19 protein-coding genes are annotated in these 20,965 nt (G+C 73.1%); 10 read left to right on the top strand and 9 right to left on the bottom strand.

Annotated elements, in window-relative coordinates; translation table 11 throughout:
* Positions 1 to 65: 65 nt before the first annotated feature.
* Positions 66 to 1,454, bottom strand: a complete 1,389-nt coding sequence (locus tag ACQP26_RS08755; RefSeq protein WP_433495392.1) for a cellulase family glycosylhydrolase — start codon at positions 1,452 to 1,454, stop codon at positions 66 to 68.
* A 296-nt stretch (positions 1,455 to 1,750) separates the two neighbouring features.
* Between ACQP26_RS08755 and ACQP26_RS08750 the strand changes: the two genes are divergently transcribed.
* Together ACQP26_RS08750 and ACQP26_RS08745 are read left to right on the top strand one after the other, a co-directional pair.
* Positions 1,751 to 2,713: a TIGR03557 family F420-dependent LLM class oxidoreductase gene (locus ACQP26_RS08750; RefSeq protein WP_269701070.1), complete on the top strand. Its 963-nt coding sequence runs from the start codon at positions 1,751 to 1,753 to the stop codon at positions 2,711 to 2,713.
* 200 nt (positions 2,714 to 2,913) lie between these two features.
* Positions 2,914 to 3,567, top strand: a complete 654-nt coding sequence (locus ACQP26_RS08745) for a GAP family protein (protein WP_281578586.1) — start codon at positions 2,914 to 2,916, stop codon at positions 3,565 to 3,567.
* On the opposite strand, the gene ACQP26_RS08740 is transcribed toward ACQP26_RS08745, so the two are convergent.
* The 7 genes from ACQP26_RS08740 to ACQP26_RS08710 form a co-directional block, all read right to left on the bottom strand.
* Entirely contained in the window at positions 3,554 to 4,351 is a 798-nt protein-coding gene (locus ACQP26_RS08740) for an endonuclease/exonuclease/phosphatase family protein (protein ID WP_433495391.1), read from the bottom strand. The genes ACQP26_RS08745 and ACQP26_RS08740 overlap by 14 nt on opposite strands.
* 4 nt (positions 4,352 to 4,355) lie before the next feature.
* Positions 4,356 to 5,846 carry a phosphatase PAP2 family protein gene (locus ACQP26_RS08735; RefSeq protein ID WP_433495390.1) on the bottom strand — a complete coding sequence of 497 codons (1,491 nt, stop codon included), beginning with the start codon at positions 5,844 to 5,846 and terminating at the stop codon, positions 4,356 to 4,358.
* A gap of 77 nt (positions 5,847 to 5,923) precedes the next feature.
* Positions 5,924 to 6,925 carry a YihY/virulence factor BrkB family protein gene (locus tag ACQP26_RS08730; RefSeq protein ID WP_269701078.1) on the bottom strand — a complete coding sequence of 334 codons (1,002 nt, stop codon included), beginning with the start codon at positions 6,923 to 6,925 and terminating at the stop codon, positions 5,924 to 5,926.
* Complete coding sequence (locus ACQP26_RS08725; RefSeq protein ID WP_281578589.1) at positions 6,918 to 7,925, bottom strand: diacylglycerol/lipid kinase family protein; 1,008 nt, start codon at positions 7,923 to 7,925, stop codon at positions 6,918 to 6,920. The genes ACQP26_RS08730 and ACQP26_RS08725 overlap by 8 nt, the downstream gene beginning before the upstream one ends.
* 91 nt (positions 7,926 to 8,016) lie before the next feature.
* Positions 8,017 to 8,592 carry a Clp protease N-terminal domain-containing protein gene (locus ACQP26_RS08720; RefSeq protein WP_433495389.1) on the bottom strand — a complete coding sequence of 192 codons (576 nt, stop codon included), beginning with the start codon at positions 8,590 to 8,592 and terminating at the stop codon, positions 8,017 to 8,019.
* Entirely contained in the window at positions 8,592 to 8,828 is a 237-nt protein-coding gene (locus ACQP26_RS08715; protein WP_043325563.1) for an HTH domain-containing protein, read from the bottom strand. Before ACQP26_RS08715 ends, ACQP26_RS08720 begins: the two co-directional genes overlap by 1 nt.
* 78 nt (positions 8,829 to 8,906) lie before the next feature.
* The gene (locus ACQP26_RS08710) at positions 8,907 to 9,332 is read right to left on the bottom strand and encodes a winged helix-turn-helix transcriptional regulator (protein ID WP_281578591.1); all 426 of its coding nucleotides are present in this window, start codon (positions 9,330 to 9,332) and stop codon (positions 8,907 to 8,909) included.
* 141 nt (positions 9,333 to 9,473) lie between these two features.
* Between ACQP26_RS08710 and ACQP26_RS08705 the strand changes: the two genes are divergently transcribed.
* The 6 genes from ACQP26_RS08705 to ACQP26_RS08680 all read left to right on the top strand — a co-directional run bounded on the left by ACQP26_RS08705 (position 9,474) and on the right by ACQP26_RS08680 (position 15,718).
* Positions 9,474 to 9,962, top strand: a complete 489-nt coding sequence (locus tag ACQP26_RS08705) for an SRPBCC domain-containing protein (RefSeq protein ID WP_269701086.1) — start codon at positions 9,474 to 9,476, stop codon at positions 9,960 to 9,962.
* Positions 9,959 to 10,522: an NADPH-dependent FMN reductase gene (locus ACQP26_RS08700; protein WP_433495388.1), complete on the top strand. Its 564-nt coding sequence runs from the start codon at positions 9,959 to 9,961 to the stop codon at positions 10,520 to 10,522. The genes ACQP26_RS08705 and ACQP26_RS08700 overlap by 4 nt, the downstream gene beginning before the upstream one ends.
* Positions 10,523 to 10,610: 88 nt before the next feature.
* On the top strand, positions 10,611 to 11,411 hold the full coding sequence (locus ACQP26_RS08695) for a PP2C family protein-serine/threonine phosphatase (protein ID WP_433495387.1): 801 nt from the start codon (positions 10,611 to 10,613) through the stop codon (positions 11,409 to 11,411).
* An 83-nt stretch (positions 11,412 to 11,494) separates the two neighbouring features.
* Positions 11,495 to 12,325 carry a universal stress protein gene (locus ACQP26_RS08690; protein ID WP_269701089.1) on the top strand — a complete coding sequence of 277 codons (831 nt, stop codon included), beginning with the start codon at positions 11,495 to 11,497 and terminating at the stop codon, positions 12,323 to 12,325.
* Between the two features lie 127 nt (positions 12,326 to 12,452).
* Positions 12,453 to 14,855 carry a phosphoketolase family protein gene (locus ACQP26_RS08685; protein WP_433495386.1) on the top strand — a complete coding sequence of 801 codons (2,403 nt, stop codon included), beginning with the start codon at positions 12,453 to 12,455 and terminating at the stop codon, positions 14,853 to 14,855.
* Positions 14,852 to 15,718: a universal stress protein gene (locus ACQP26_RS08680; protein WP_269701092.1), complete on the top strand. Its 867-nt coding sequence runs from the start codon at positions 14,852 to 14,854 to the stop codon at positions 15,716 to 15,718. The genes ACQP26_RS08685 and ACQP26_RS08680 overlap by 4 nt, the downstream gene beginning before the upstream one ends.
* A gap of 1 nt (position 15,719) precedes the next feature.
* Here the strand turns inward: ACQP26_RS08680 and ACQP26_RS08675 are convergent, their stop codons facing one another.
* Entirely contained in the window at positions 15,720 to 18,068 is a 2,349-nt protein-coding gene (locus tag ACQP26_RS08675) for a heavy metal translocating P-type ATPase (RefSeq protein WP_433495385.1), read from the bottom strand.
* Positions 18,069 to 18,187: 119 nt separating this feature from the next.
* On the opposite strand from ACQP26_RS08675, the gene ACQP26_RS08670 reads away from it, so the two are divergent.
* Positions 18,188 to 19,198 carry an Acg family FMN-binding oxidoreductase gene (locus tag ACQP26_RS08670; protein WP_433495384.1) on the top strand — a complete coding sequence of 337 codons (1,011 nt, stop codon included), beginning with the start codon at positions 18,188 to 18,190 and terminating at the stop codon, positions 19,196 to 19,198.
* Positions 19,199 to 19,291: 93 nt separating this feature from the next.
* Positions 19,292 to 20,959, top strand: coding sequence for a GAF domain-containing protein (locus ACQP26_RS08665; RefSeq protein WP_433496108.1), 1,668 nt, complete (start codon positions 19,292 to 19,294; stop codon positions 20,957 to 20,959).
* The last annotated feature ends 6 nt before the right edge of the window (positions 20,960 to 20,965 follow it).

Here is a 20,965-nt window from a genome sequence, read left to right as displayed (position 1 = left end):
AAGGAGTTCGTGTCGCCGCCGGCGTCCGAACGGGACACAAACTCCTTGATCAACCGGTTGGGGGGTCAGGCGGGGGTGCAGGTCACCGCGGGGGTGGAGTTGGTGCCCTGCCAGGTGCCGATGAAGCCGAAGCTGGTGCTCGCGCCCGCGCCGAGGCGGCCGTTGTAGTCGACGTTGCGGGCGGTGTACGCCGATCCGCTGTTGCTGACGCTCGCGTTCCACGCCTGGGTGACGGACTGGCCGTTGGCGTACGTCCAGCGGACCGTCCACCCGGTGATCGCGGCGGTTCCGGCGGTCACCTTGACCTCACCCTGGAAGCCGCCCTGCCACGAGTTGCCGACGGTGTAGGTGGCGGTGCAGCCACCGGACGGCGGGGGCGTGGTGGGCGGCGGCGGGGTCGGGCTGACGGTCGGGCTGGTCGTCGGGCTCACGGTGGGGCTGACAGTCGGGGTGACGGTCGGGGTGGTGCTCGCGTACACCGACGCTTCCCGGGAGGTGGCGGCGATGCCGTTGGCGCCGTTGAAGATCCGCTGACCCCAGCTGGTGAGCTGGGCCGGGTTGAACGCGGTCGTCATGTCCAGGTACTCCACGCCGCCGCCGTTGCCGCTCCACGACCAGCCGAGGTAGCCGATGCCGTTGGCCTGGGCGTACGCCATGATGGCGTCCTCGTCCGGGTTGCCGTCGGAGTGGTTGAAGCCGAACTCGCCGACCACGATGGGCAGCCCGGCGGTCCGGAACCGGCCCAGGTAGTCGCTGATCTCGGCGGCGGTGTCGAAGACGCCGTACATGTGGATGGAGAAGACGGTGTTGCGCTGCGCGTCGGCGGCGAAGACGGTGCCCGCGTTGTCGCGCATGGTGAACGACCAGTCCTGGCCCCAGTTCGGCGCGTCCACCATGATCGTGTGGGTCAGCCCGGCGGCGCGCAGCCGCTTGATCGCGTTCGAGGTGTCGGTGGTCCAGGCGCTGTAACCCTGGTTGCCGAACGGTTCGTTGCCGATGTTCACGATGACGTACTTCTCCTGGCCCTTGAGCACGTCGGCGATGCTCAGCCAGTAGTCGGTGGCCTTCGCCAGCGAGGCGGCGGCGCCCTCCTCGCCGTACCCGGTGGTGTCGTGCACCTCCAGCACGCAGATCAGCCGGTTGGCCTTGCACAGCGAGATCACGTTCGCCACGTCGGCGGCGCTGTTCTTCGTCCACCGGTCGCCGCTGGCGAGCACCACCCGGACGGTGTTCGCGCCCAGTGCCTTGATGTCGGCAAACGAGCTGGTCTGCTGCGGGTACCAGGTGTGCGCGTGGTTGACCCCGCGCATGACGAACTCGACGCCGCCTGCGTCGTAGAGCCGTCCGTTGGAGACGGAGAACCCGGTGGCGGCGTGGGCCGGCTGCCCGAGGGCGAAGACGGCGGCGAGGGCCGTCAGCAGGACGGCGCCCGCGACGGAGAGCAGTTTCTTCATGGCTGTCCTCAGGGGAAGGTCTCCCCCCGTGCCCGAGCGGGGGTGCGGTGACGGTGACGAGGTGGTGGCGACTGAGCCCGGTAGTCGCCGCCCGGTTCCCGAACGGACGCAGGCATCAGCGTAGGGCGATGGAAGGCGGGAGGCAACCGGTTAAGCGGGATCGGCCGGGAGGCGACACCGCTTGACGTGCCCACCTGAACTGAACCGGTTAAGAGACGAATGCGAAAGCGGACAGCAGGGTTGACCCGCGCCGCGCGGGGTATCCGTGGACGATCCGCCCGGGAAGGAGACGTGCCATGGTCAACGTCGGTTACACCCTCATGTGCGAGCAGGCCGGCCCGAAACAACTGGTCGACCACGCCGTACGCGCCGAGGCCGCCGGCTTCGACCATCTGGTCATGTCCGACCACTACTACCCCTGGCTGGAGTCCCAGGGCCACTCCCCGTACGCCTGGTCGGTGCTCGGCGCGGTCGCCCACGCCACCAGCCGGGCCGAGCTGATGTCGTTCGTGACCTGCCCGATCCGGCGGTACCACCCGGCGGTGGTGGCGCAGAAGGCCAGCACCATCGGGGTGCTCTCGGACGGACGGTTCACGCTGGGCCTCGGCGCCGGGGAGAACCTGAACGAGCACGTGGTGGGCGGGTGGCCGCACGTGCAGCAGCGGCACGAGATGTTCGAGGAGGCGCTGCAGATCATCCGGCCGCTGCTCAACGGCGAGACGCTGACGTTCTCCGGCAACCACTTCGACGTGCCGGACGCGTACGTCTGGGACCGTCCGGAGCGGCCGGTGCCGATGGCGGTGGCCGCGTCCGGCCGGCAGTCGGCCACGCTGGCCGCCGAGTACGCCGACGCCATGATCGCCACCGACCCGCTGTCCCACCTGATCGACATGTACGAGGAGGCGGGCGGCGCGGGCCGGCCCCGCTACGGGCAGGTGGCCATCTGCTACGGCCCGGACGAGGACGAGTGCCGCAAGATCGTGCACGACCAGTTCCGCTGGTTCGGCCTGGGCTGGAAGGTCAACGCCGACCTGCCCGGCCCCGAGTCGTTCGACGCGGCCACCCAGTTCGTCCGGGAGGAGGACGTGGCCGAGGGCATCTCCTGCGGCCCGGACACCGACCGGCACGTCGAGGCGTTCAAGAAGTTCGTCGACGCGGGCTTCACCCACGTCGCGCTGGTCCAGGTGGGCGGCGACACCCAGCCGATGTTCCTCGACTGGGCCCAGGAGGAACTGCTGCCCCGGCTGCGCGAGCTGTGACAGTCGCACCGCTACCTCCCCCGCTGAGGAGTTGACGCCATGCGTATCGGGAACACCGAGATCCGTCCCGCCGGGGGCGGGCTCGGCTGCCTGCTGATGATCCTCTTCTCGATCGTCGCCTCGGTGGTGCTCACCGTGCTGCTCAACCTGGTCCTGTAGAACCCGGCCCGGCGCGCGCGACGGCGACCCCAGAATGGGGCATGCCCCTGCTGACCGCGCTGCCGCTGGCGCTGGAGATGGTCGCCGGGTCGAAGCTCGTCAGCGCCGTCGTCCTCGCCGCCGGCCGTCACCCGCGACGCAGTTCGGCCGCCTTCCTGGCCGGCGTGACAGTCGGCGTGCTCGGGCCGTTAACGCTCTGGTACGCGGCCTTCCGGGTGCTGCGGCACACCGCCGTGCACGGCATCGGGGCAGGTGGCAGCCGCCGGCTCATCGACTGGATCGTGCTGGGCCTGCTGGTCGTCCTCATGGTGGTCACGTTCCGCAGGCGGCGGCGCGACCGGCCGCCGGGGTGGCTGCGCCGGTTGCAGGACCCGCGGCCCGCGTACGCCTTCGGTCTGGGGCTGCTGCTCGCCGTCGCCGTGCCGAGCGACGAGCTGGTCATGGCGTCGGTCGCGGGCAGCATGGCCGGGCACGGCCGGCCGTGGTGGCACCTGCTGCCGTTCGTGGCGCTCACCGTGCTGCTGCTGGCCCTGCCGCTGCTCACGCTGCTGATCTTCGGCGAGCGCGCGGAGCGGCTGCTGCCCGCCTTCCGGTCCTGGACCGACAGGCACTCCTGGCTGGTCAGCGAGGCCGTCATCGGAATCTTCGCGGCCTTCGTGGTGGCCGACCTGGCGGGGTCGTTCAGCCGGCCGTGAGGTCCACGTCGGCCAGCACCGGGTAGTGGTCGGACGCCGAGTCGGCGTCACCGTCGCGGACCACCCGGACCGCGCGGACCCGATCGGCCAGCGCCGGGGTGGCGAGCAGGTAGTCCAGCCGCATCCCGGCGAACTCGGCGCCGCCGTGCCGGGTCGGCACGGTCAGGCCGCCGGGTTCGTCGCCGCCGGAGCGCGGCCACAGGTCGACCAGCCCGGCGTCGAGCAGCCGGGCCACCGCGCGGGTGTCCACGGTACGGCCGTCGCGGCGCAGGTGCCGCCGCCGGTACGCCGTCGCCAGCCCGGCAAGCCGGGCGGTGTGGTCAACGGCGGGTTCCAGCGTGTTCAGATCCCCGGCGAGCAGCGCCAGCTCTCCCCCGGTACGCCGTAGCGCGGCGGCGAGCCAGTCCGCCTCCATCCGCCGCCGCCCACCCGTGTACGGGTACAGGTGCGTGCTGAGCACGGTGAGCGGGCCCGCGCCGGTGGCCACCTGCACCCGGGCGGCGGCGTGGTGGAACGGGCGGCGGACCCGGCCGACGCGCAGCACCCGCCACGGCGGGCGGACCAGCACCGCCACCGGCTGGCCGAAGCAGGAGCGGGCAAGGTACGCGGCCATCCCGAGCCGGTCGGCCAGCCCGCCCAGCGTGGCGTCCATGCCACGCAGTTCCTGCAGCGCCAGCACGTCGGGGCGCTGCGCGGTGACGACCGAGACGATCCGGTCCCGGCGGTCGGTGCCGTCGCCGTCCCGCCCGCCGGTCCGGATGTTCCAGGTCATCACCCGCAGCATCGGCTCAGTCCGGCCGGGCGGCCTTGGCCAGCTCGTCGTCCAGCTCGTCCACCTGTTCGGACTCGATCGCCGGCTGGTTGCCCTCGGCCACGTCGGCGTTGGGCCGGATCACCCAGTACAGCAGCGACAGCCAGAGCGCGCCGAGCAGGATCGCGCCCATGAAGTCGGTCGGGTGGTGCATGCCCCGGTACATCCGGGAGGTGGCCACGCCGACCGGCATCAGCACGGCCATGCCCACGAACAGCCACCGCCACCACCTGTCGGTACGCGGGAACACGATGACCGCCATGGCGACCCAGAGGCAGATGGTCGCCGCGATGTGCCCGGACGGGAACGACGAGGTGGGCATCGGCCCGTCCAGGTTCTCCACCGGCGGCCGGGGCCGGTCCACCACGCGGGCGCTGGCCAGGAACAGGCTCAGCTCGCCGAACATCGCCAGCACCACGTACAGCACCGGGCGCCACCGCCGCCACACGGCCAGCACGATCGGGCAGAACACCAGCGAGACCAGCAGGATGGCGTGGGTGTCGCCGAACTTGCTCCACCACCAGCTCAGCTCGGTGAGCACGTCGGTGTGCCGCTCGGCGAACCAGCGCGGCACCTCGGTGTCGAGCGTGTCGAAGAACGTGCCCTTGGCGTGGTAGCTGACGAACATGCCGAACGCGTAGAGCACACCGAAGACGAGCACCCAGCCGACCAGCAGCTCGGCCACCGCCGAGCGGGGGTGCTCCAGCACCTTCTCCTCGTCCGGCGCGAGCGCCAGGTCCTCGCCCGCCTCCGGCTCCAGCCCCTCGCGCAGCGGCGGCACCGGCCGGCCGCGCTCGCGCCGCCACAGCCGGAAGGCGTACGCGGTGACGCCCAGCCAGGCCGCGCCGAGCAGCCAGCCGCCGATCACGTCGGACACGAAGTGCACGCCCAGCGCGATCCGGGTCAGCCCGACCAGGAAGATCAGCACGCCGGCGACGGCGATGGCGGGCTTGCGCCAGCGCGGCGACATGGCCGGCAGGAACACCAGCAGCAGCGCCCCGTACGCGACGAACGAGCCGAGCGCGTGACCACTGGGGAAGCTGTTGCCCGGCGCGCTGGCGATCGGCACGTCCACCACCGGGCGCAGCCGCCCGACCAGCGCCTTGAGCGACGGGTCGAGGATCAGCCCGCCGACGCCGGTGACGATCAGGTAGACCGCCAGCCGGGACTGGCGGCGGATCAGCAGGCCCACCACGGCGATGGTGATCAGCCAGATCAGCACCGGCCGTCCGCCCAGGTCGGTGATCGCCTGGAGCACGGTGACCAGCGGGCCGTGCGGCGCCACCAGGTCGTTGAACCACTCGGCCACGGCGTGGTCGGCGTCGCCCAGCGGGCTCCACCGGAACCGGACCAGCATGAGCAGCACGCCGAACCCGACTCCCGCGCCGGCCACGGCGAGCAGGCCCGCGAGGCTCCGTTCGGCGAAATGGCCCAGCGGCCGGCGCCCGGCTTCCTTGACCGCGGTCACACCGCACCTCCCTTGTTCTTCTGCGAGGCGCGCTGTACCCGATCGGCGTGTCCCGTACACGCCGCACCGGCGTGGCGTCAGAGCGAGGTCATGTCACCGGTGTCGAAAAGTTCCTCGCGTTGCGCCTCCGGCTCCCACAGGTCCGGCTTGGCGGGCTCCTCCACGCCGATGCGCATCGCTTCGAGCTGGGCCGCGAAGGCCAGCCCGCCGAACAGCGCGATCCCGGTGAGGTTGGCCCAGAGCAACAGGGCCATCATGCCGGTCAGCGCGCCGTAGGTCTGGCCGAATCCGCCGCTGTACTTGACGTAGGCGGCGAGCAGCAGGCTGGCCAGCCACCAGATCGCGATGGCGATGGACGCGCCGAAGAAGAGCCAGGACAGGCCGGGCTGGCGGCGCCGGGGCGCGTGCCGGAACAGCACGGCGACGGCGAGCACGGTGAGGCCGAGGCTCAGCGGCCAGCGGATCACGTCCCACCCGGCCATGGCGAGGTCGCCCCACTCGTAGTGCCGCCGTACCGACTCGCCCATCGCCCGGCCGCCGACCAAAATCAGGAAGCCGGCCAGCGCGGGCACGCCGGCGACCACCGCGAGGACCGCGGCGCGCAGGTACTTCGCCAGCGCCGGGCGGTCCCGCTCGACGCCGTAGATCCGGTTGGCGCCCCGCTCGATCTGCGCCATCGTGGTGGTCAGCGCGACCAGGCCGGTGAGCAGACCGAGCGTCAGGGCCAGCTCACCGGCGTCCTCGGTACGCTCGCTGTCGGTCAGCAGGTCCTGCACCATGGCTTCGCTCTGGCCGGGCGTGATCGCCAGCACCGTGTCCGCGACGACCTTGCCGCCCTCGTCCACGCCCAGGTCGGTGATCAGACCGGTGAGCGCGATCAGGAACGGCACCACGGCCAGGCAGAGCTGCAACGCCAGCGCCCGGGAGTGGCTGAAGCCGTCGCCGTAGCGGAACCGGATGAACGCGTCCCGCAGCAGGCACCAGCCGCCGTGCCGGCGCAGTGTGTGCCAGGCGTCGTCGGCGGACAACTCGTTCTCGGTCATCAACCGGGTCTCGGGGACCAGCTTGGTGCTACTCACGCCGAGCCTCCTCGACCAGGTGCTCACCACGCTCGCCGACCGCGTCGGCGTCCTCCGCCAGGTCGGGGTGCTCCTCGGGACGCGGTACGCAGAGCCAGAGCGACTCCGGGCGGATGGTGGCCTTGAGCGAGCGGCCCGGCTCGATCAGGTCGCCGTCGAGCTGCCGGGGCTGCGCCCGGGTGCTGGTGATCTCGACCGACCGGGCCCGGAACACCTCCATGCCGGGCACCCGGTCCCGGCGGCGCAGCACCGCCCAGCCCATGGCGAGCCAGTGGCGCAGCGTACGCGGCGTCAGCACCGCCACGTCCAGCCAGCCGTCGTCCGGTTCGGCCTCGGTGAGCAGGCGTACCCCGCCCTGGAGGCGCCCGACGTTGGCGACCAGGACCGAGCGGGCCCGGCGGCGCAGCGGCGGCTTGCCGTCGATGCGCACCGACACCCGCATCGGCCGGTCGCGCAGGTGCCGGGCGGCGCCCACCACGTACGCCGGCCAGCCGATCCGCTTCTTCGTGGTCTCGGAGGTGGAGTCGAGCATCTGGGCGTCGAAGCCCATCCCGGCCATCACCGCGAAGCACTTGTCGCCGACCACGCCGACGTCGAGGCGGCGCATCCCGCGCTCGACGGCGACCTGGAGCCCGGCGGCCAGGTCGCCGGAGAGGCCGAGGTTGGCGGCCAGCAGGTTGCCGGTGCCCTGGGGCAGCACGGCCAGCGCCACGTCGGTGCCGGCCAGCGCGGTCACGCAGGCCATCACCGTGCCGTCGCCGCCACAGGCGAAGACGACCTCCGCGCCCGCCTTCACGGCCTGTTCCGCCTGCCCGCGGCCCGGGTCCTCGACTGTCGTCTCGTACCAGGTCGGGGCCGGCCACCCGGCGGCGGCGAGCGCGCCGTCCACGGTGCGGCGGAACTCGTCCAGGTCGGCCACCTTGACCGGGTTGACCACCACTGCCGAGCGCGGGGTGCGGTTCTCCGCGTTCACCGGGCGCTTGTCGTCTGCACCGTCCACGGCGTCAGTGTGCAGGACACGGGGCGTGACGGCGACCCGGCGCAGCGGGACGTTGCGAGGACCGCAAACAGGTTTGAAAACTCCGGTGGCCTCAGGCGGCCTCGCGCAGCGCCGCGTCGATGCGGCGTCGCAGGTCGTCGATGTCCGCGCCGGCCTCGGTCAGCACCAGCGCGGCCAGGCCGTTTCCCTCGCGGAGCAGGCCGAGCAGGATGTGTTCGGTGCCGATGTGCCGGTGGCGCAGCCGCAGCGCCTCGCGCAGCGACAGCTCCAGCACCTTCTTCGCCCGGGGCGAGAACGTGCCGTGGTGCGGCCGGCGACGCCACCACCGGCGCGGGCGCGGGGTCGCCTCGCGCAGCGCGTCGGGGCCGAAGGACTCCTCGATCCGGGCCACGATCGCGGCGAGGTCGATGCCGATCTCGCGCAGCGCCGCGGCGTCCGCCTCGCCGAGCCCGTCGACGCCCCGCGCGGCGTGGCGGGCCACCGCGGCGCGCAGGGCGTCGGCCTCGATGCCGCCGGCCGCCAGCAGCCGGGCGGCCAGGCTGTCGCTGTCGGCCAGTACGCCGAGCAGCAGGTGCTCGGTGCCGACCGGCCGCCGTCCCTCGGTGCGGGCCTCGTCGAGCGCGTGGTGCACCACGGCCCGGGCCCGGTCGGTGAATCGTTCGAACATCACGCCTCCCAGCTGTCGCGTACCGCCGGTCGTCCGGCGTGCTTCTTGTGGACCGCCTGCCGGCTGACCTCGAGGGCGTCGGCGATCTCCTGCCACGACCAGCCCTGTCGCCGGGCGTTGTCGACCTGGATCACCTCGAGCCGCTCCAGCAGCCGGCGCAGGGCGAGCACGGCACGCAGGCCGACCTTGGGGTCGGTGCTGCCGGCCGCCGCCGCGAGTTCCGTAGCCTGACTCATGCTGTCAATGTAGGTTGACAGGCTCCCGCGTGTCAACCCCGGTTGACACGCGGCCCGGCACGCCGCCCCGGGGCGGGACTATGCCCGGGGCGGGGTGGTTTTGTTCGCGGTGGACGTCCGGTCGAACTCGTCGCGGTTGCGGACGATGTCGCTCTGGTGATCACGGACCCAGTGCACGAGCCCGCTCACGGCCTCACTCAGTGAGTGGCCGAGCGGCGTCAGGGCGTACACCACCCTCGGGGGCACTTCCGGGTACGCGGTCCTGGTCACGAGCCCGTCGCGGTTGAGGGCGCGCAGCGTCTGGCCAAGCATCCGCTGGGAGATGCCGGCGACCTGCTCGTGCAGCGCGGTGAAGCGCAGCGGGCCGGACGCCAGGGCCGTGATGGTCAGCAGCGTCCACTTGTCGCCCACCCGCGCCAGCACGTCGCGGACGAGCTCGATCGTCTGAACGCAGTCCGGCGCGATCCCGCGCTGCGCAAGTTCGGCACCAAGGACGCTTGCCATGCTCTTCCGTTCCTCGCGCGTCAGTAGCTGACTTCAAAGTGCGTATCGGGCAGCCGGACTAAATCCGTTGGACGCATGTTTCTTACTAATCGTAACTGGCGTGCGGTCACCCGTTCGTGGCCGTGACAGCGGGAGGACGGCATGGTCCGGCACGACACGTTCACGATCACGCGGCACCTCGACGGGCCGCCGGGCGAGGTCTTCACCGCCTTCGCCGACTCCACGATCAGGCGCCGATGGTTCCGGCTTCCCGGCAGCGGCGCCTCGTACGAGCACGACTTCCGGGTGGGCGGTGGCGAGACGGCACGCAGCATCTTCACCTCGCTGGACACGGCACCCGAGCGACTGGAATACCGGTCGCGGTACATCGACATCGCGGACGCGCGCCGGATCGTCTACGGCTACGAGGCCGTCGTCGACGACGAACTGCGATGGACCTCGCTGGTCACCATCCGGCTCGGCGCCGAGACGACCGGAACCCGCCTGGAGTGGACCGAACAGGTGACCTTTCTCAGATACACGGGGGACGGCAGTTCCGACCTCGCGCACCTGCGCGGCGCCAGCGTGCTGCGGCTGAACGGACTGGACGCCGCCCTGCAATTCGAATCGACGAGAACGGATAACTCATGACGAACATCGGGATCATCCTCGGCAGCACCCGCCCCGGCCGGGTCGGTCACCAGGTGGCCGAGTGGGTGGCGAAGCACGGCAGCCGGCACGACGGCGTCGACGTCGAGGTGGTGGACGTCAAGGACTACGACCTGCCGGTCTTCGACGAGCCGCAGTCACCGCTACTCGGCTCCTACACCCACCCTCACACGTGGCGCTGGAGCAAGAAGATCGCCGAGTTCGACGGATACGTCTTCGTCACTCCGGAGTACAACCGATCGATTCCCTCGGCGCTGAAGAACGCCATCGACTACCTCTACGGCGAGTGGAACAACAAGGCGGCCGGATTCGTCTCCTACGGCAGCAACGTCGGCGGCGCCCGCGCGGTGGAACACCTACGCCTCATCACGGCAGGTCTTCAGCTGGCAGGCGTACGCACCCAGGTCAGCCTGTCACTCGCCACCGACTTCGCGGCATTCACGACGTTCACTCCTGGCGATCGCCACGACACCATGCTCCGCCAGCTCTTCACCGAGGTGGCCGTCTGGGCCGACGCGCTCGCGCCACTGCGCCGGCCCTGACCGTGCAGGCCGCTCACGACCACCGCCAGTACCAAAATGCGCCCTGAAGATTCCACACCCCGGCCCGTCCCGGTGTTAGGTTCCGCTGGTGTTCCGCCGCCGTCCGCTGGACCGGCCGGTCGAGTCCGCGCGCCGGCTCACCGCCGGCCGCCTCACCCTGGAGATCGCCGGGGGCAGCGTGGTCGGGCACCGCTACCCGGAGAACTACGACGTGCTGCACGTCGACCCCGACCTGCCGCTCGCCGTGGTCTGCGACGGGATGGGCGACGGCGAGGGCAGCCGGGTCGCCGGCACGACCGCCGCGGAGACGTTCGTGGCGCAGGTCCGCGCCGGCTGGCCCGCCGTCGGCGCCGCCGCGCTGCGGGCCGCCGTGGCCGAGACTCAACGGCGGGTACGCCAGGCCGGCGCCGCGCAGTCCGGCCTGACCGGGTGCACGCTCACCGCGCTCGTCATCGAGCCGGACAGCGACCAGGGCTGGCTGGTGCAGCTCGGCGACTCGCGGGCGTACCGGCTGCGCGACGGGCTGCTGGAACTGGTGACAGTCGACCACACCATGGCCTGGCTCGGCCTGCTGCACGGATGGTGGCCGGCCGACTCGCCGGAGGCGGCACGGGCGCGCTACCAGCTGCTGCGATACGTCGGCCACCCGGACCGGCCCGAGCCGGACCTGCTCGCCGTGCCGCTGCGCCGCGGCGACACCTGGCTGCTGTGCACCGACGGGATCAGCGACCAGCTCGGCTACCACCGGCTGCGGGACCTGCTCGCCGCTCGGCGCGACCCGGCGCGCACCGCCGAGGCCCTGCTCGCCGCCAGCCTGGACGAGGGCGGCGAGGACAACGCCACCGCCGTCGTGCTGCGCGTCCACCCGGCGCTGCCCGCCCCGCGCTGACCGCCAGTTCCGCCGACCCGCTCCGGCGCACCCGGTCCCGCGACTACGGTGGGTGAAAAGCACGGGTCGGGAGGTGAGCCGGGGTGGCCGCACCCAGCCACGGCGCGGTGGTGGTCGGCGTCGGCCGGTCCGAGGCCGATCTGGCGGTGGTCCGCACGGCCGCCGCCGAGGCCGCCGCCCACGACCGGCCGCTGCACCTGCTGCACGCGTTCAACTGGGCCGCGACGCCCGGCCCCGCCCCGGCCGGCGGCACCCGCACGGACGCGGAGAACGTGCTGGAGCACGCCGGGCAGGTCGTCGCCGAGTGCGCGCCGCAGGTGCCGGTCAGCGGCCGAATCGTCGAGGGCTCGCCGGTGGAGGCGCTGCTGCGGGTCGCCGACACCGCGTTCCTGATCGCGCTCGGTGACGGCGGCATGTCCGCCCACCCGGACCGCGTACCGCCCGACACGCCAGCGGTGGACGTGGCCGCCCGGGCCGGCTGCCCGGTGCTGGTCGGGCGCACCGAGCCGGCGCCGCCCGGGCCACTGCTCGTCGGCTTCGACGGGTCGCCCAGTTCGCAGGCCGCCCTCGGGTACGCCTTCGACTGCGCGCAACACCGGGGTGCCCGCCTGCTCGCCGTCCGGGTGATCGAGCCGGAGTCCGGCGACCGTGACGACGGGCGGCTGGAGGAGGCGGTCACCCGGCATGCCCGGCGGTATCCCCGCGTCGCCGCCGACTGCGAGACCGTCCACGGTGACCCGAAGTCCGTCCTGCTCGACCGGTCCCGCGCGGCGCAGATCGCGGTGGTGGCCGCCTGGGGAGACGGGCCGGTGGGGTCCACGCTGGGCGCGGTCAGCCAGTCCCTGCTCTACCACTCGCCGGCCCCGCTGATCGTCGTACGGGGCGTTGCCGCCGACTCCGGGGACGGGTCATGACGCCCGCGGGAGGCGGGACCAACGGCCCTGACCGGCGAGCCCCGAGGGGACGAGGCTGGACGCGCCGGGGAAGAAGATGTGGTCCCCGAGTGGCAGCCGACTCCCAGCCACGAGAGGCTAAGGCAGCATGGACACCGCGGTGAACCTGCACAGCCCCCTGACCGAAGACGAGTTGCGTCGGCTGGACGCCTACTGGCGCGCGGCGAACTACCTGACCGTCGGCCAGATCTATCTGCTCGACAACCCGCTGCTGCGCGAACCACTCAAGCCCGAGCACGTCAAGCCGCGCCTGCTGGGCCACTGGGGCACCAGCCCCGGGCTCAACCTGCTCTACACGCACCTCAACCGGGTCATCGTGAACCGGGACCTGTCCGCCATCTTCGTCACCGGCCCCGGCCACGGCGGCCCGGCGCTGGTGGCGAACACCTGGCTGGAGGGCACCTACAGCGAGCTGTACCACCACATCCCCCGGGACGAGACCGGCATGCAGCGGCTGTTCCGGCAGTTCTCCTTCCCGGGCGGCATCCCGAGCCACGTGGCGCCGGAGGTGCCGGGTTCGATCCACGAGGGCGGCGAGCTGGGGTACGCGCTGAGCCACGCGTACGGCGCCGCGTTCGACAACCCGGACCTGCTCGTGGCCTGCGTGATCGGTGACGGCGAGGCGGAGACCGGCCCGCTGGCCGGGAGCTGGCTGTCGAACGTGTTCCTCAACCCGGCCCGCGACGGCGCGGTGCTGCCGATCCTGCACCTCAACGGCTACAAGATCGCCAACCCGACGGTGCTGGACCGGATCCCCGCCGAGGACCTGCGGGACATGATGCGCGGCTTCGGCTACGAGCCGTACCTGGTCGAGGGCGACGATCCGGCGACGGTGCACCAGTTGCTGGCCGGCACGCTCGACCGGGCGGTCGACGAGATCGCCGCGATCCAGCGCCGGGCCCGCTCCGGCGAGCACGTCGAGCGTCCCCGCTGGCCGATGATCATCCTGCGGACGCCGAAGGGCTGGACCGGTCCGTCCCGGGTCGACGGCAAGCAGGTCGAGGGCACGTTCCGCGCCCACCAGGTGCCGATCTCGCAGGTCCGGGACAACCCGGAGCACCTGGCCGAACTGGAGCGCTGGCTGCGAAGCTACCGGCCGGAGGAGCTGTTCGACGCCACCGGCGGCCCGGTCGCCGAGGTGGCCGAGCTGCCGCCGGCCGGTGACCGCCGGATGAGCGCCAACCCGGTCGCCAACGGCGGCAGCCTGCTGCGCAATCTGGAGCTGCCGGACTTCCGCGACTACGCGGTCGACGTCCCGACGCCCGGCGAGCCGATGGCCGGCGCGACAGGTGTGCTCGGTCCCTGGGTCCGCGACGTGATCGCCCGCAACCCGGAGACGTTCCGCCTGTTCGGCCCGGACGAGGTCGCCTCGAACCGGCTCGGCGCGGCGTTCGAGGTCACCGACCGCGCGTTCGTGGGCGCCGAGATCCCCGGCGACGACCACCTCTCCCCCGACGGCCGGGTGATGGAGGTGCTCTCCGAGCACCTGTGCCAGGGCTGGCTGGAGGGCTACCTGCTGACCGGCCGGCACGGCATCTTCACCAGCTACGAGGCGTTCATCCACATCGTCGACTCGATGGTCAACCAGCACGCCAAGTGGCTGAAGGTGACCCGGCACATCCCGTGGCGGGAGCCGGTGGCGTCGCTGAACTACCTGCTGTCCAGCCACGTGTGGCGCCAGGACCACAACGGCTTCTCGCACCAGGATCCGGGCTTCATCGACCACGTGGTCAACAAGAAGGCCGAGGTGGTCCGGGTCTACCTGCCGCCGGACGGCAACACGCTGTTGTCCACCATGGACCACTGCCTGCGCAGCCGGCACTACATCAACGTGGTGGTGGCCGGCAAGCAGCCCGCGCCGAACTGGCTGACCATGGACGAGGCGATCCAGCACTGCCGCCGCGGCCTGGGCATCTGGGACTGGGCCAGCAGCGACGAGGGCACCGAGCCGGACGTGGTGCTCGCCTGCGCCGGCGACGTGCCGACGCTGGAGACGCTCGCCGCCGTCGACCTGCTGCGCCGCCACCTGCCGGACCTGAAGGTCCGCGTCGTCAACGTGGTCGACCTGATGCGCCTGCAGCCGCCGTCGGAGCACCCGCACGGCCTGCCGGACAACGAGTTCGACACCATCTTCACCAGCGACAAGCCGGTCATCTTCGCCTACCACGGCTACCCGTGGCTGATCCACCGGCTCACCTACCGCCGGACCAACCATGAGAACCTGCACGTGCGCGGCTACAAGGAGGAGGGCACCACCACGACGCCGTTCGACATGGTGATGCTCAACGACCTGGACCGCTTCCACCTGGTCATCGACGTGATCGACCGGGTGCCGGGGCTGCGGTCGCGCGCCGCGCACCTGCGCCAGGACATGGTGGACGCCCGCCAGGCCTGCCGCGACTACACCCGCCGCTACGGCGAGGACGACCCCCGGGTCGCCGAGTGGCGCTGGATCCGCGAGAACGACCCGGCCGTGAGGAGTGGCGAATGAGCGGCGAGGAGATCCTGGTCGGCTACGACGGTTCCGCCGACGCGGTGATCGCCCTGAACTGGGCGCTGGACGAGGCGGGCCGCTCGGGACGGCCGGTACGCCTGGCGTACGTCTTCGAGTGGCTGACCGTGACCGGCTGGATCGGTCCCGGCGTGGCACCCGGCGTGTGGCCGGACGAGGCGGCCCGGCAGCAGGTCGACGAACTGGTCCGCAAGGCGGCGGCGGACGCCGCCGCCGACCGGCCGGGCCTGACCGTGCACGGCGAGGTGTTCGACGGGCCGCCCGCGCTGGTGCTCCAGGAGAGGTCCGCCGACGCCGGGATGCTGGTGCTCGGCAGCCGGGGCCACGGCGGCTTCGGCGGCCTGCTCGCCGGCTCCACGGCGGTCTCGGTCACCGCGCACGCCCACTGCCCGGTGGTGGTGGTCCGCGACGGCCAGGCCGCCACGTCCGGGCCGGTGGTGGTCGGCTCGGACGGCTCGGAGTCGGCGCTGCGGGCGCTCGGCTTCGCCGTCGAGCGGGCCGCCCAGCGAGACGTGCCGCTGCGGGTGCTGCGGGCCTGGGAGCCGCCGGGCGACAGGTGGGTGCCGCCGGACTTCGACCCGGAGCAGGTCGCCGCGAGCGAGCGCGCGGCCGCCGAGGCGGAGCTGGCGCCCTGGCGGGAGAGCTTCCCCGACGTGCCCGTCGAGATCGAGGCCGTCCCCGGCAGCGCGTCGGCGCTGCTGGTGGAGGCGAGCCGGTCGGCGCAGCTCGTGGTGGTCGGCAGCCGGGGCCGGGGCGGCCTGCGCGGCATGCTGCTCGGCTCGGTCAGCCAGCAGCTCATCCAGCACTCGCACTGCCCCGTCGCCGTGGTACGCGAGCGCTGACTCAGCGGCCGGTCGCGGTCGAGCCGTCCTCCGGGTTGAGCGAGAAGTAGTCCTCCTCCTCCTGGGCCAGGTGCAGGCGCAGCACCGCGTCCAGGCCGTAGAGCGCGGCGAGCAGGTCGGGCACCTCGTCACGGCGCAGCCGGCCGTCCGGCTGCGCCGTGAGGTGCCCGCCGATCCGCTCCACCAGCCGGACGATCTCCACGTGCGCCCGGCTCATCGTGGAGGTGGCCTCGTCGCTGCCGAGCGGACCGGCCAGCGCCGGGTAGAGCTGCCGGTCCTCGGCCGCCTCGTGCGGCAGCACCTCGTCGACCAGGCGCCGGTGCACCTCGCGCAGCGCCGGCAGGCACGCCGGGTCGTCCGGGCGGGTCGCCACCAGGTCGGCGGTGTCCCGCAGCTCTGCGAGCACGTCGCGGACGCCGCCGTGCTCGCTGGCGTACCTGTCGATCAGTTCGACGGTGTGCGCGGGCAGGTCCCGCCGCCGCAGGCCGCCGCCGAGTGCGCGCAGCGCGTTGAGGATCACCAGGACGTCGATGCCCTCCTGCAGGAACGCGCCGGCCACCGGGGGCAGCCGCCCCGCGGCCGCCACCAGCATCGCCAGCACCGCCAGTCCCATGCCGACGGTGGCGCTCTGCACCGCGATGCGGCGGGCGTACCGGGCGATCTCGACGGCGTCGGCGAGCCGGTCGAGGCGGTCCACGGTGAGCACCGCGTCGGCCACGTCCGCCGAGGCGGTCGCCCCGGTCGCGCCCATCGCCACGCCGACGTGCGCCTCGGCCAGCGCGGGCGCGTCGTTCACGCCGTCGCCGACCATCACGGTCACGGCGTGCGCCGACTCCTCGCGTACCCGCTCGGCCTTCTCCTGCGGCGAGCACCGCGCGATCACGTCGTCCACGCCCACGACCTGCGCGACCTGCCGGGCCGTGCCCGGACGGTCGCCGGTCACCATGACCAGCCGGGAAAGGCCCGCCTCGCGCAGCCGCCGCACGGTCCGGCGGGCGTCCGGGCGGACCGGGTCCTCCAGCAGGATCGCGCCGAGCGGCCCGTGGTCGTCGCTGACCCAGACCGCGGAACGCCCGGCCCGTTCGGCGCGCTCACCGAGCCGGCCCGCCCACTCCGGCGGCTCCCCGGCGAGCTGCCCGACGTGCACCATCCGCCCGTCGACGCGCCCGCTCACCCCGTGCCCCGGTTCCTCGGTGACCTGCGTCGGCTCGGCCAGCGGCAGCCCGCGCTCGCGGGCCTGCCGGACCAGCGCGGCGGCCAGCACGTGCGGGGAGAGCTGCTCGACCGAGGCGGCCAGCCGCAGCACCTCGTCCCGGTCGCCGCCCGGCGCCACCACCACCTCGGCCGCCCGGGGCCGCCCGGCGGTGAGCGTGCCGGTCTTGTCCAGCAGCAGCGTACGGGCGCGGCCGAGCTGTTCCAGCGACCCGCCGTCACGGACCAGCACGCCGCGCCGGGCCACCCGGGACAGCCCGGAGACCACGGCGATCGGGGTCGCCAGCAGCAGCGGGCACGGTGTCGCCACCACGAGCACCGCCACCGCCCTGGTGAACTCGCCGGACAGCAGCCACGCCAGCCCGGCCAGCACCAGCGTGAACGGCACGAACGCGGCGGCGTACCGGTCGGCCAGCCGTACCATCGGGGCCTTGCGGGCGGTGGCCTCGCCGGCCAGGCGGACGATGCCCGCGTAGGTGCTCTCCGCCGCGTTGCGGCGGGCCCGCAGCCCGAAGCCGGCGCCCGCGTTGACGACACCGCTGGCGACCTGTTCGCCGGCCGCGCGGGTGACCAGCTGCGACTCGCCGGTGACCACCGACTCGTCGAGCGTGGCCGCCTCCTCGACCACGCCGTCCACCGGCACCACGTCGCCCGGCCCGACGACCAGGCGGTCCCCCACCTCGACGCGGTCCAGCGGCACCACCTCGATCCCGCCGTCCGGCGTCCGGCGACGCGCCTGCCGGGGCGCGCGTTCCAGCAGCGCCCGCAGGTCACGGGTGGCGCGACGCTGGGCGTACTCCTCCAGCGCCCGCCCGGTGGCGACCATCACCGCGATCACGGCGCCGGCCAGGTACTCCCGCACCAGCAACGCGCCGAGCAGCGCCAGCACCGCGATGACGTCCACCCCGAACTGCCGCAGCCACAGCTGGCGCAGCGTCGTCCAGGCAGCGGGCACCAGGGCGACCACCGTGACCGCGGCCCAGACCAGCCGGGCGGCGTCGTGCGCACCCGCGAACCACAGCGCCGCCCCGGCCAGCACGGCCGCGGTGAGCACCACCAGCGGCGCCCACTCGGCCCGTGCCCACCGCCGGGCACGGGCCGGCTGCTCGGGTACGCACCCGCGTGGTTCGCTTCCCACGTGTGGATCGTCTCAGCCCGGACCTGGGACGGACAGGGCGATGCGGGTAATCCGGGGGATGGAACGGCGTCCCCACCCGCCCGTGGGGCACGATGGGGAAAACAGGAAAGGTCGTGACGATGAGCCACGAGACGCCGGCCGGCGATCGCCCGTTGACCACCGCGCTCGCGGAGGCCGCCGGAATGGCCGGCCACGCCCCCTCGGTGCACAACACGCAGCCGTGGCACTGGACGGTCCTGCCCGACGCGCTGGAGCTGCGGGTGGTCCGCGAACGGCACCTCAGCGCCATGGACCCGGAAGGGCACCTGCTGGTGGTGAGCTGCGGCGCCGCGCTGCACCACGCCCGGGTGGCGCTGGCCGCCGAGGGCTGGACCCCGGTGGTGGAACGGCTGCCCGACCCGGCCGAACCCGACCTGCTGGCCCGCATCACCACCCTCAAGCACACCGGCGCCGACCCCGACGCCATGCGCGTCGTGCAGTGCATGCAGGTGCGGCACACCGACCGGCGGCCGGTCAGCGACGAGCCGATCCCCACCGCCGCGCTCGACGACATCGAGCGGGCGGCCACGCTGGAAGGCGTGAACCTGCAACTGCTCGACGACACCCAGAAGATCCAGCTCGCCGGCGCCGCCCAGCAGGCCGCCGCCGTCGAGGCGGACAGCCCGGAGCTGCGCGAGGAACTGGCGTACTGGACCAGCCGGGCCGGCACCGGCACCGGGCTGCCGCCGGAGGTGCTGCCCGACCAGGCCCCGCAGACGACCGTTCCGGCCCGCGACTTCGGCCGCGCCGGCTCGCTGCCGATCGGGCCCGGCCACGACAAGACCGCCGTGTACGGGATCCTCTGGGGCTCCGACGACGAGCTGATGAGCTGGCTGCGCGCCGGTGAGGCGCTCTCCGCCGCCTGGCTCACCGCCACCCGGCACGGGGTGTCGCTGGTGCCGCTGTCCGGTGTGGTGGAGGTCGAGGGCACCCGCGAGGTGCTGCGGCAGATGCTCTCCGGCCTGGGGTACCCGTACATCAGCATGCGGCTCGGGCTGGCCGACCCGAACCACGCCGGGCCGCCGCACACGCCCCGGCTGGACGTCGCGCAGACGGTCGACACCTCGGCGGTCCGCGACCGTCTCGCCTGACCGGTCTCGATCAGCGCGGCCACCGGGCGATACCATCGCCCGGTGGCCGCCGCACCCCAGTCCCCGCACGAGCACGTCGCGCCGTCGCTCGGGCTGACCCCGCTGTCCCGCGTCCGCCTGGACGAACTGCTCCAGGAGATGCTCGACCGCGTCGGCGAGGTGGTGACCAGCCGCGAGCGGCTACGGGCCCTGCTGGACGCCGTCGTCGGCATCGGGTCCGACCTCGATCTGCGCAGCACGCTGCAGCGGATCGTGCAGTCGGCGTGCGAGCTGGCCGGCGCCCGCTACGGCGCGCTCGGCGTGATCGGTCCCGACCGCATGCTGCACGACTTCATCGTCCACGGCATCAGCCCCGAACTGCACGCCAAGATCGGCGAGCTGCCGCACGGCCGCGGCGTGCTGGGTCTGCTCATCGACGAGCCGAAGCCGGTACGCATGCCGGACATCACCAAGCACCCGAAGTCGTACGGCTTCCCGCCGAACCACCCGCCGATGCACAGCTTCCTCGGGGTGCCGGTGCGCATCCGCGACCACGTCTGGGGCAACCTCTACCTGGCCGAGAAGCAGGGCGCGACCGAGTTCACCGAGGACGACGAGGAGATCGTGGTGGCGCTGGCCGCCGCGGCCGGCGTGGCGATCGAGAACGCCCGCCTCTACGCGCTGGCGCACCGGCGGGAACGCTGGCTCGCCGCCGCCGCGGAGATCACCTCGGTGCTGCTCGGCGAAGTACGCCGAACCGACGCGCTGACGCTCGTGGCCCGCCGTGCCCGCGAGGTCGCCGAGGCCGAACTGGCGCTCGTGCTGCTCTACGACGAGGACGAGGCCCAGTTCACCGTCGAGGTCGTCGACGGCGCCGACCCGGTCACCCGGGAACTGGTCGGCGCGGTGCTGCCGGCCGCCGAGACCAGCTTCGCCGCGTCCGCCACGTCGGGCCGGCACGACCAGGTGGAGAACCTCGCCGCCGCCGCGCCCTGGCCCCGGCCCGTGGTCGCCGGCCCGGCCGTGGTCTCCCCGCTCGCCGCCGCGGACACGCTGCACGGCGTGCTGGTGATCGGCTACCGGCCCGACCACGGGCCCGCCGCCGACGACGACCTCGCCCTGCTGGCCAGCTTCGCCGGGCAGGCCGCGCTCGCCATGGAACGGGCCCGCGGGCAGGAGGAGCGGGAACTGCTGGTGGTCCTGGAGGACCGCGAACGCATCGCCCGCGACCTGCACGACGTGGTGATCCAGCGGCTGTTCGCCACCGGCCTGCAACTGCAGAGCGGCGCGATGAACGCCCGCCCCGAGGCGGCCAAGCGGATCAACCAGGCCGTCGACGACCTGGACGCCACCATCCGCGACATCCGCCGCACCATCTTCGAGCTGCGCACCCCGATGAGCGCGGCGCTGCGCACCGAGATCCGCGAGGCGATCGAGGTGGCCGCCGAGTCGCTCGGCTACCGCCCCGACCTGGAACTGATCGGCCCGATCGACAGCGCCGTCCCGGACGACCTGCGCGGAGAACTCACCGCCGTGCTGCGCGAAGCGCTCTCCAACGCGGTACGCCACGCGCAGGCCGACCGGGTGTCGGTGCGCGTACGCGTCGACTCCGGCCGGGTCGAGATCACCGTCACCGACGACGGGATCGGCTGCGACCCGGAGGCGGCCCGCAGCGGGCTGGTCAACCTGCGGGAACGGGCCGAGCGGCTCGGCGGCGAGTTCTCGCTGCGCCGGGCCGAGCCGCGCGGCACCGAGGTGCGCTGGAGCGCCCCGCTCGACTGAGGCGGC

The organism is Micromonospora sp. CA-248089, from assembly GCF_050948515.1.
Classification (GTDB): domain Bacteria; phylum Actinomycetota; class Actinomycetes; order Mycobacteriales; family Micromonosporaceae; genus Micromonospora.
The sequence above is the reverse complement of the archived record's forward strand: the minus strand, read 5'-3'. Positions and strand labels throughout refer to the sequence as shown.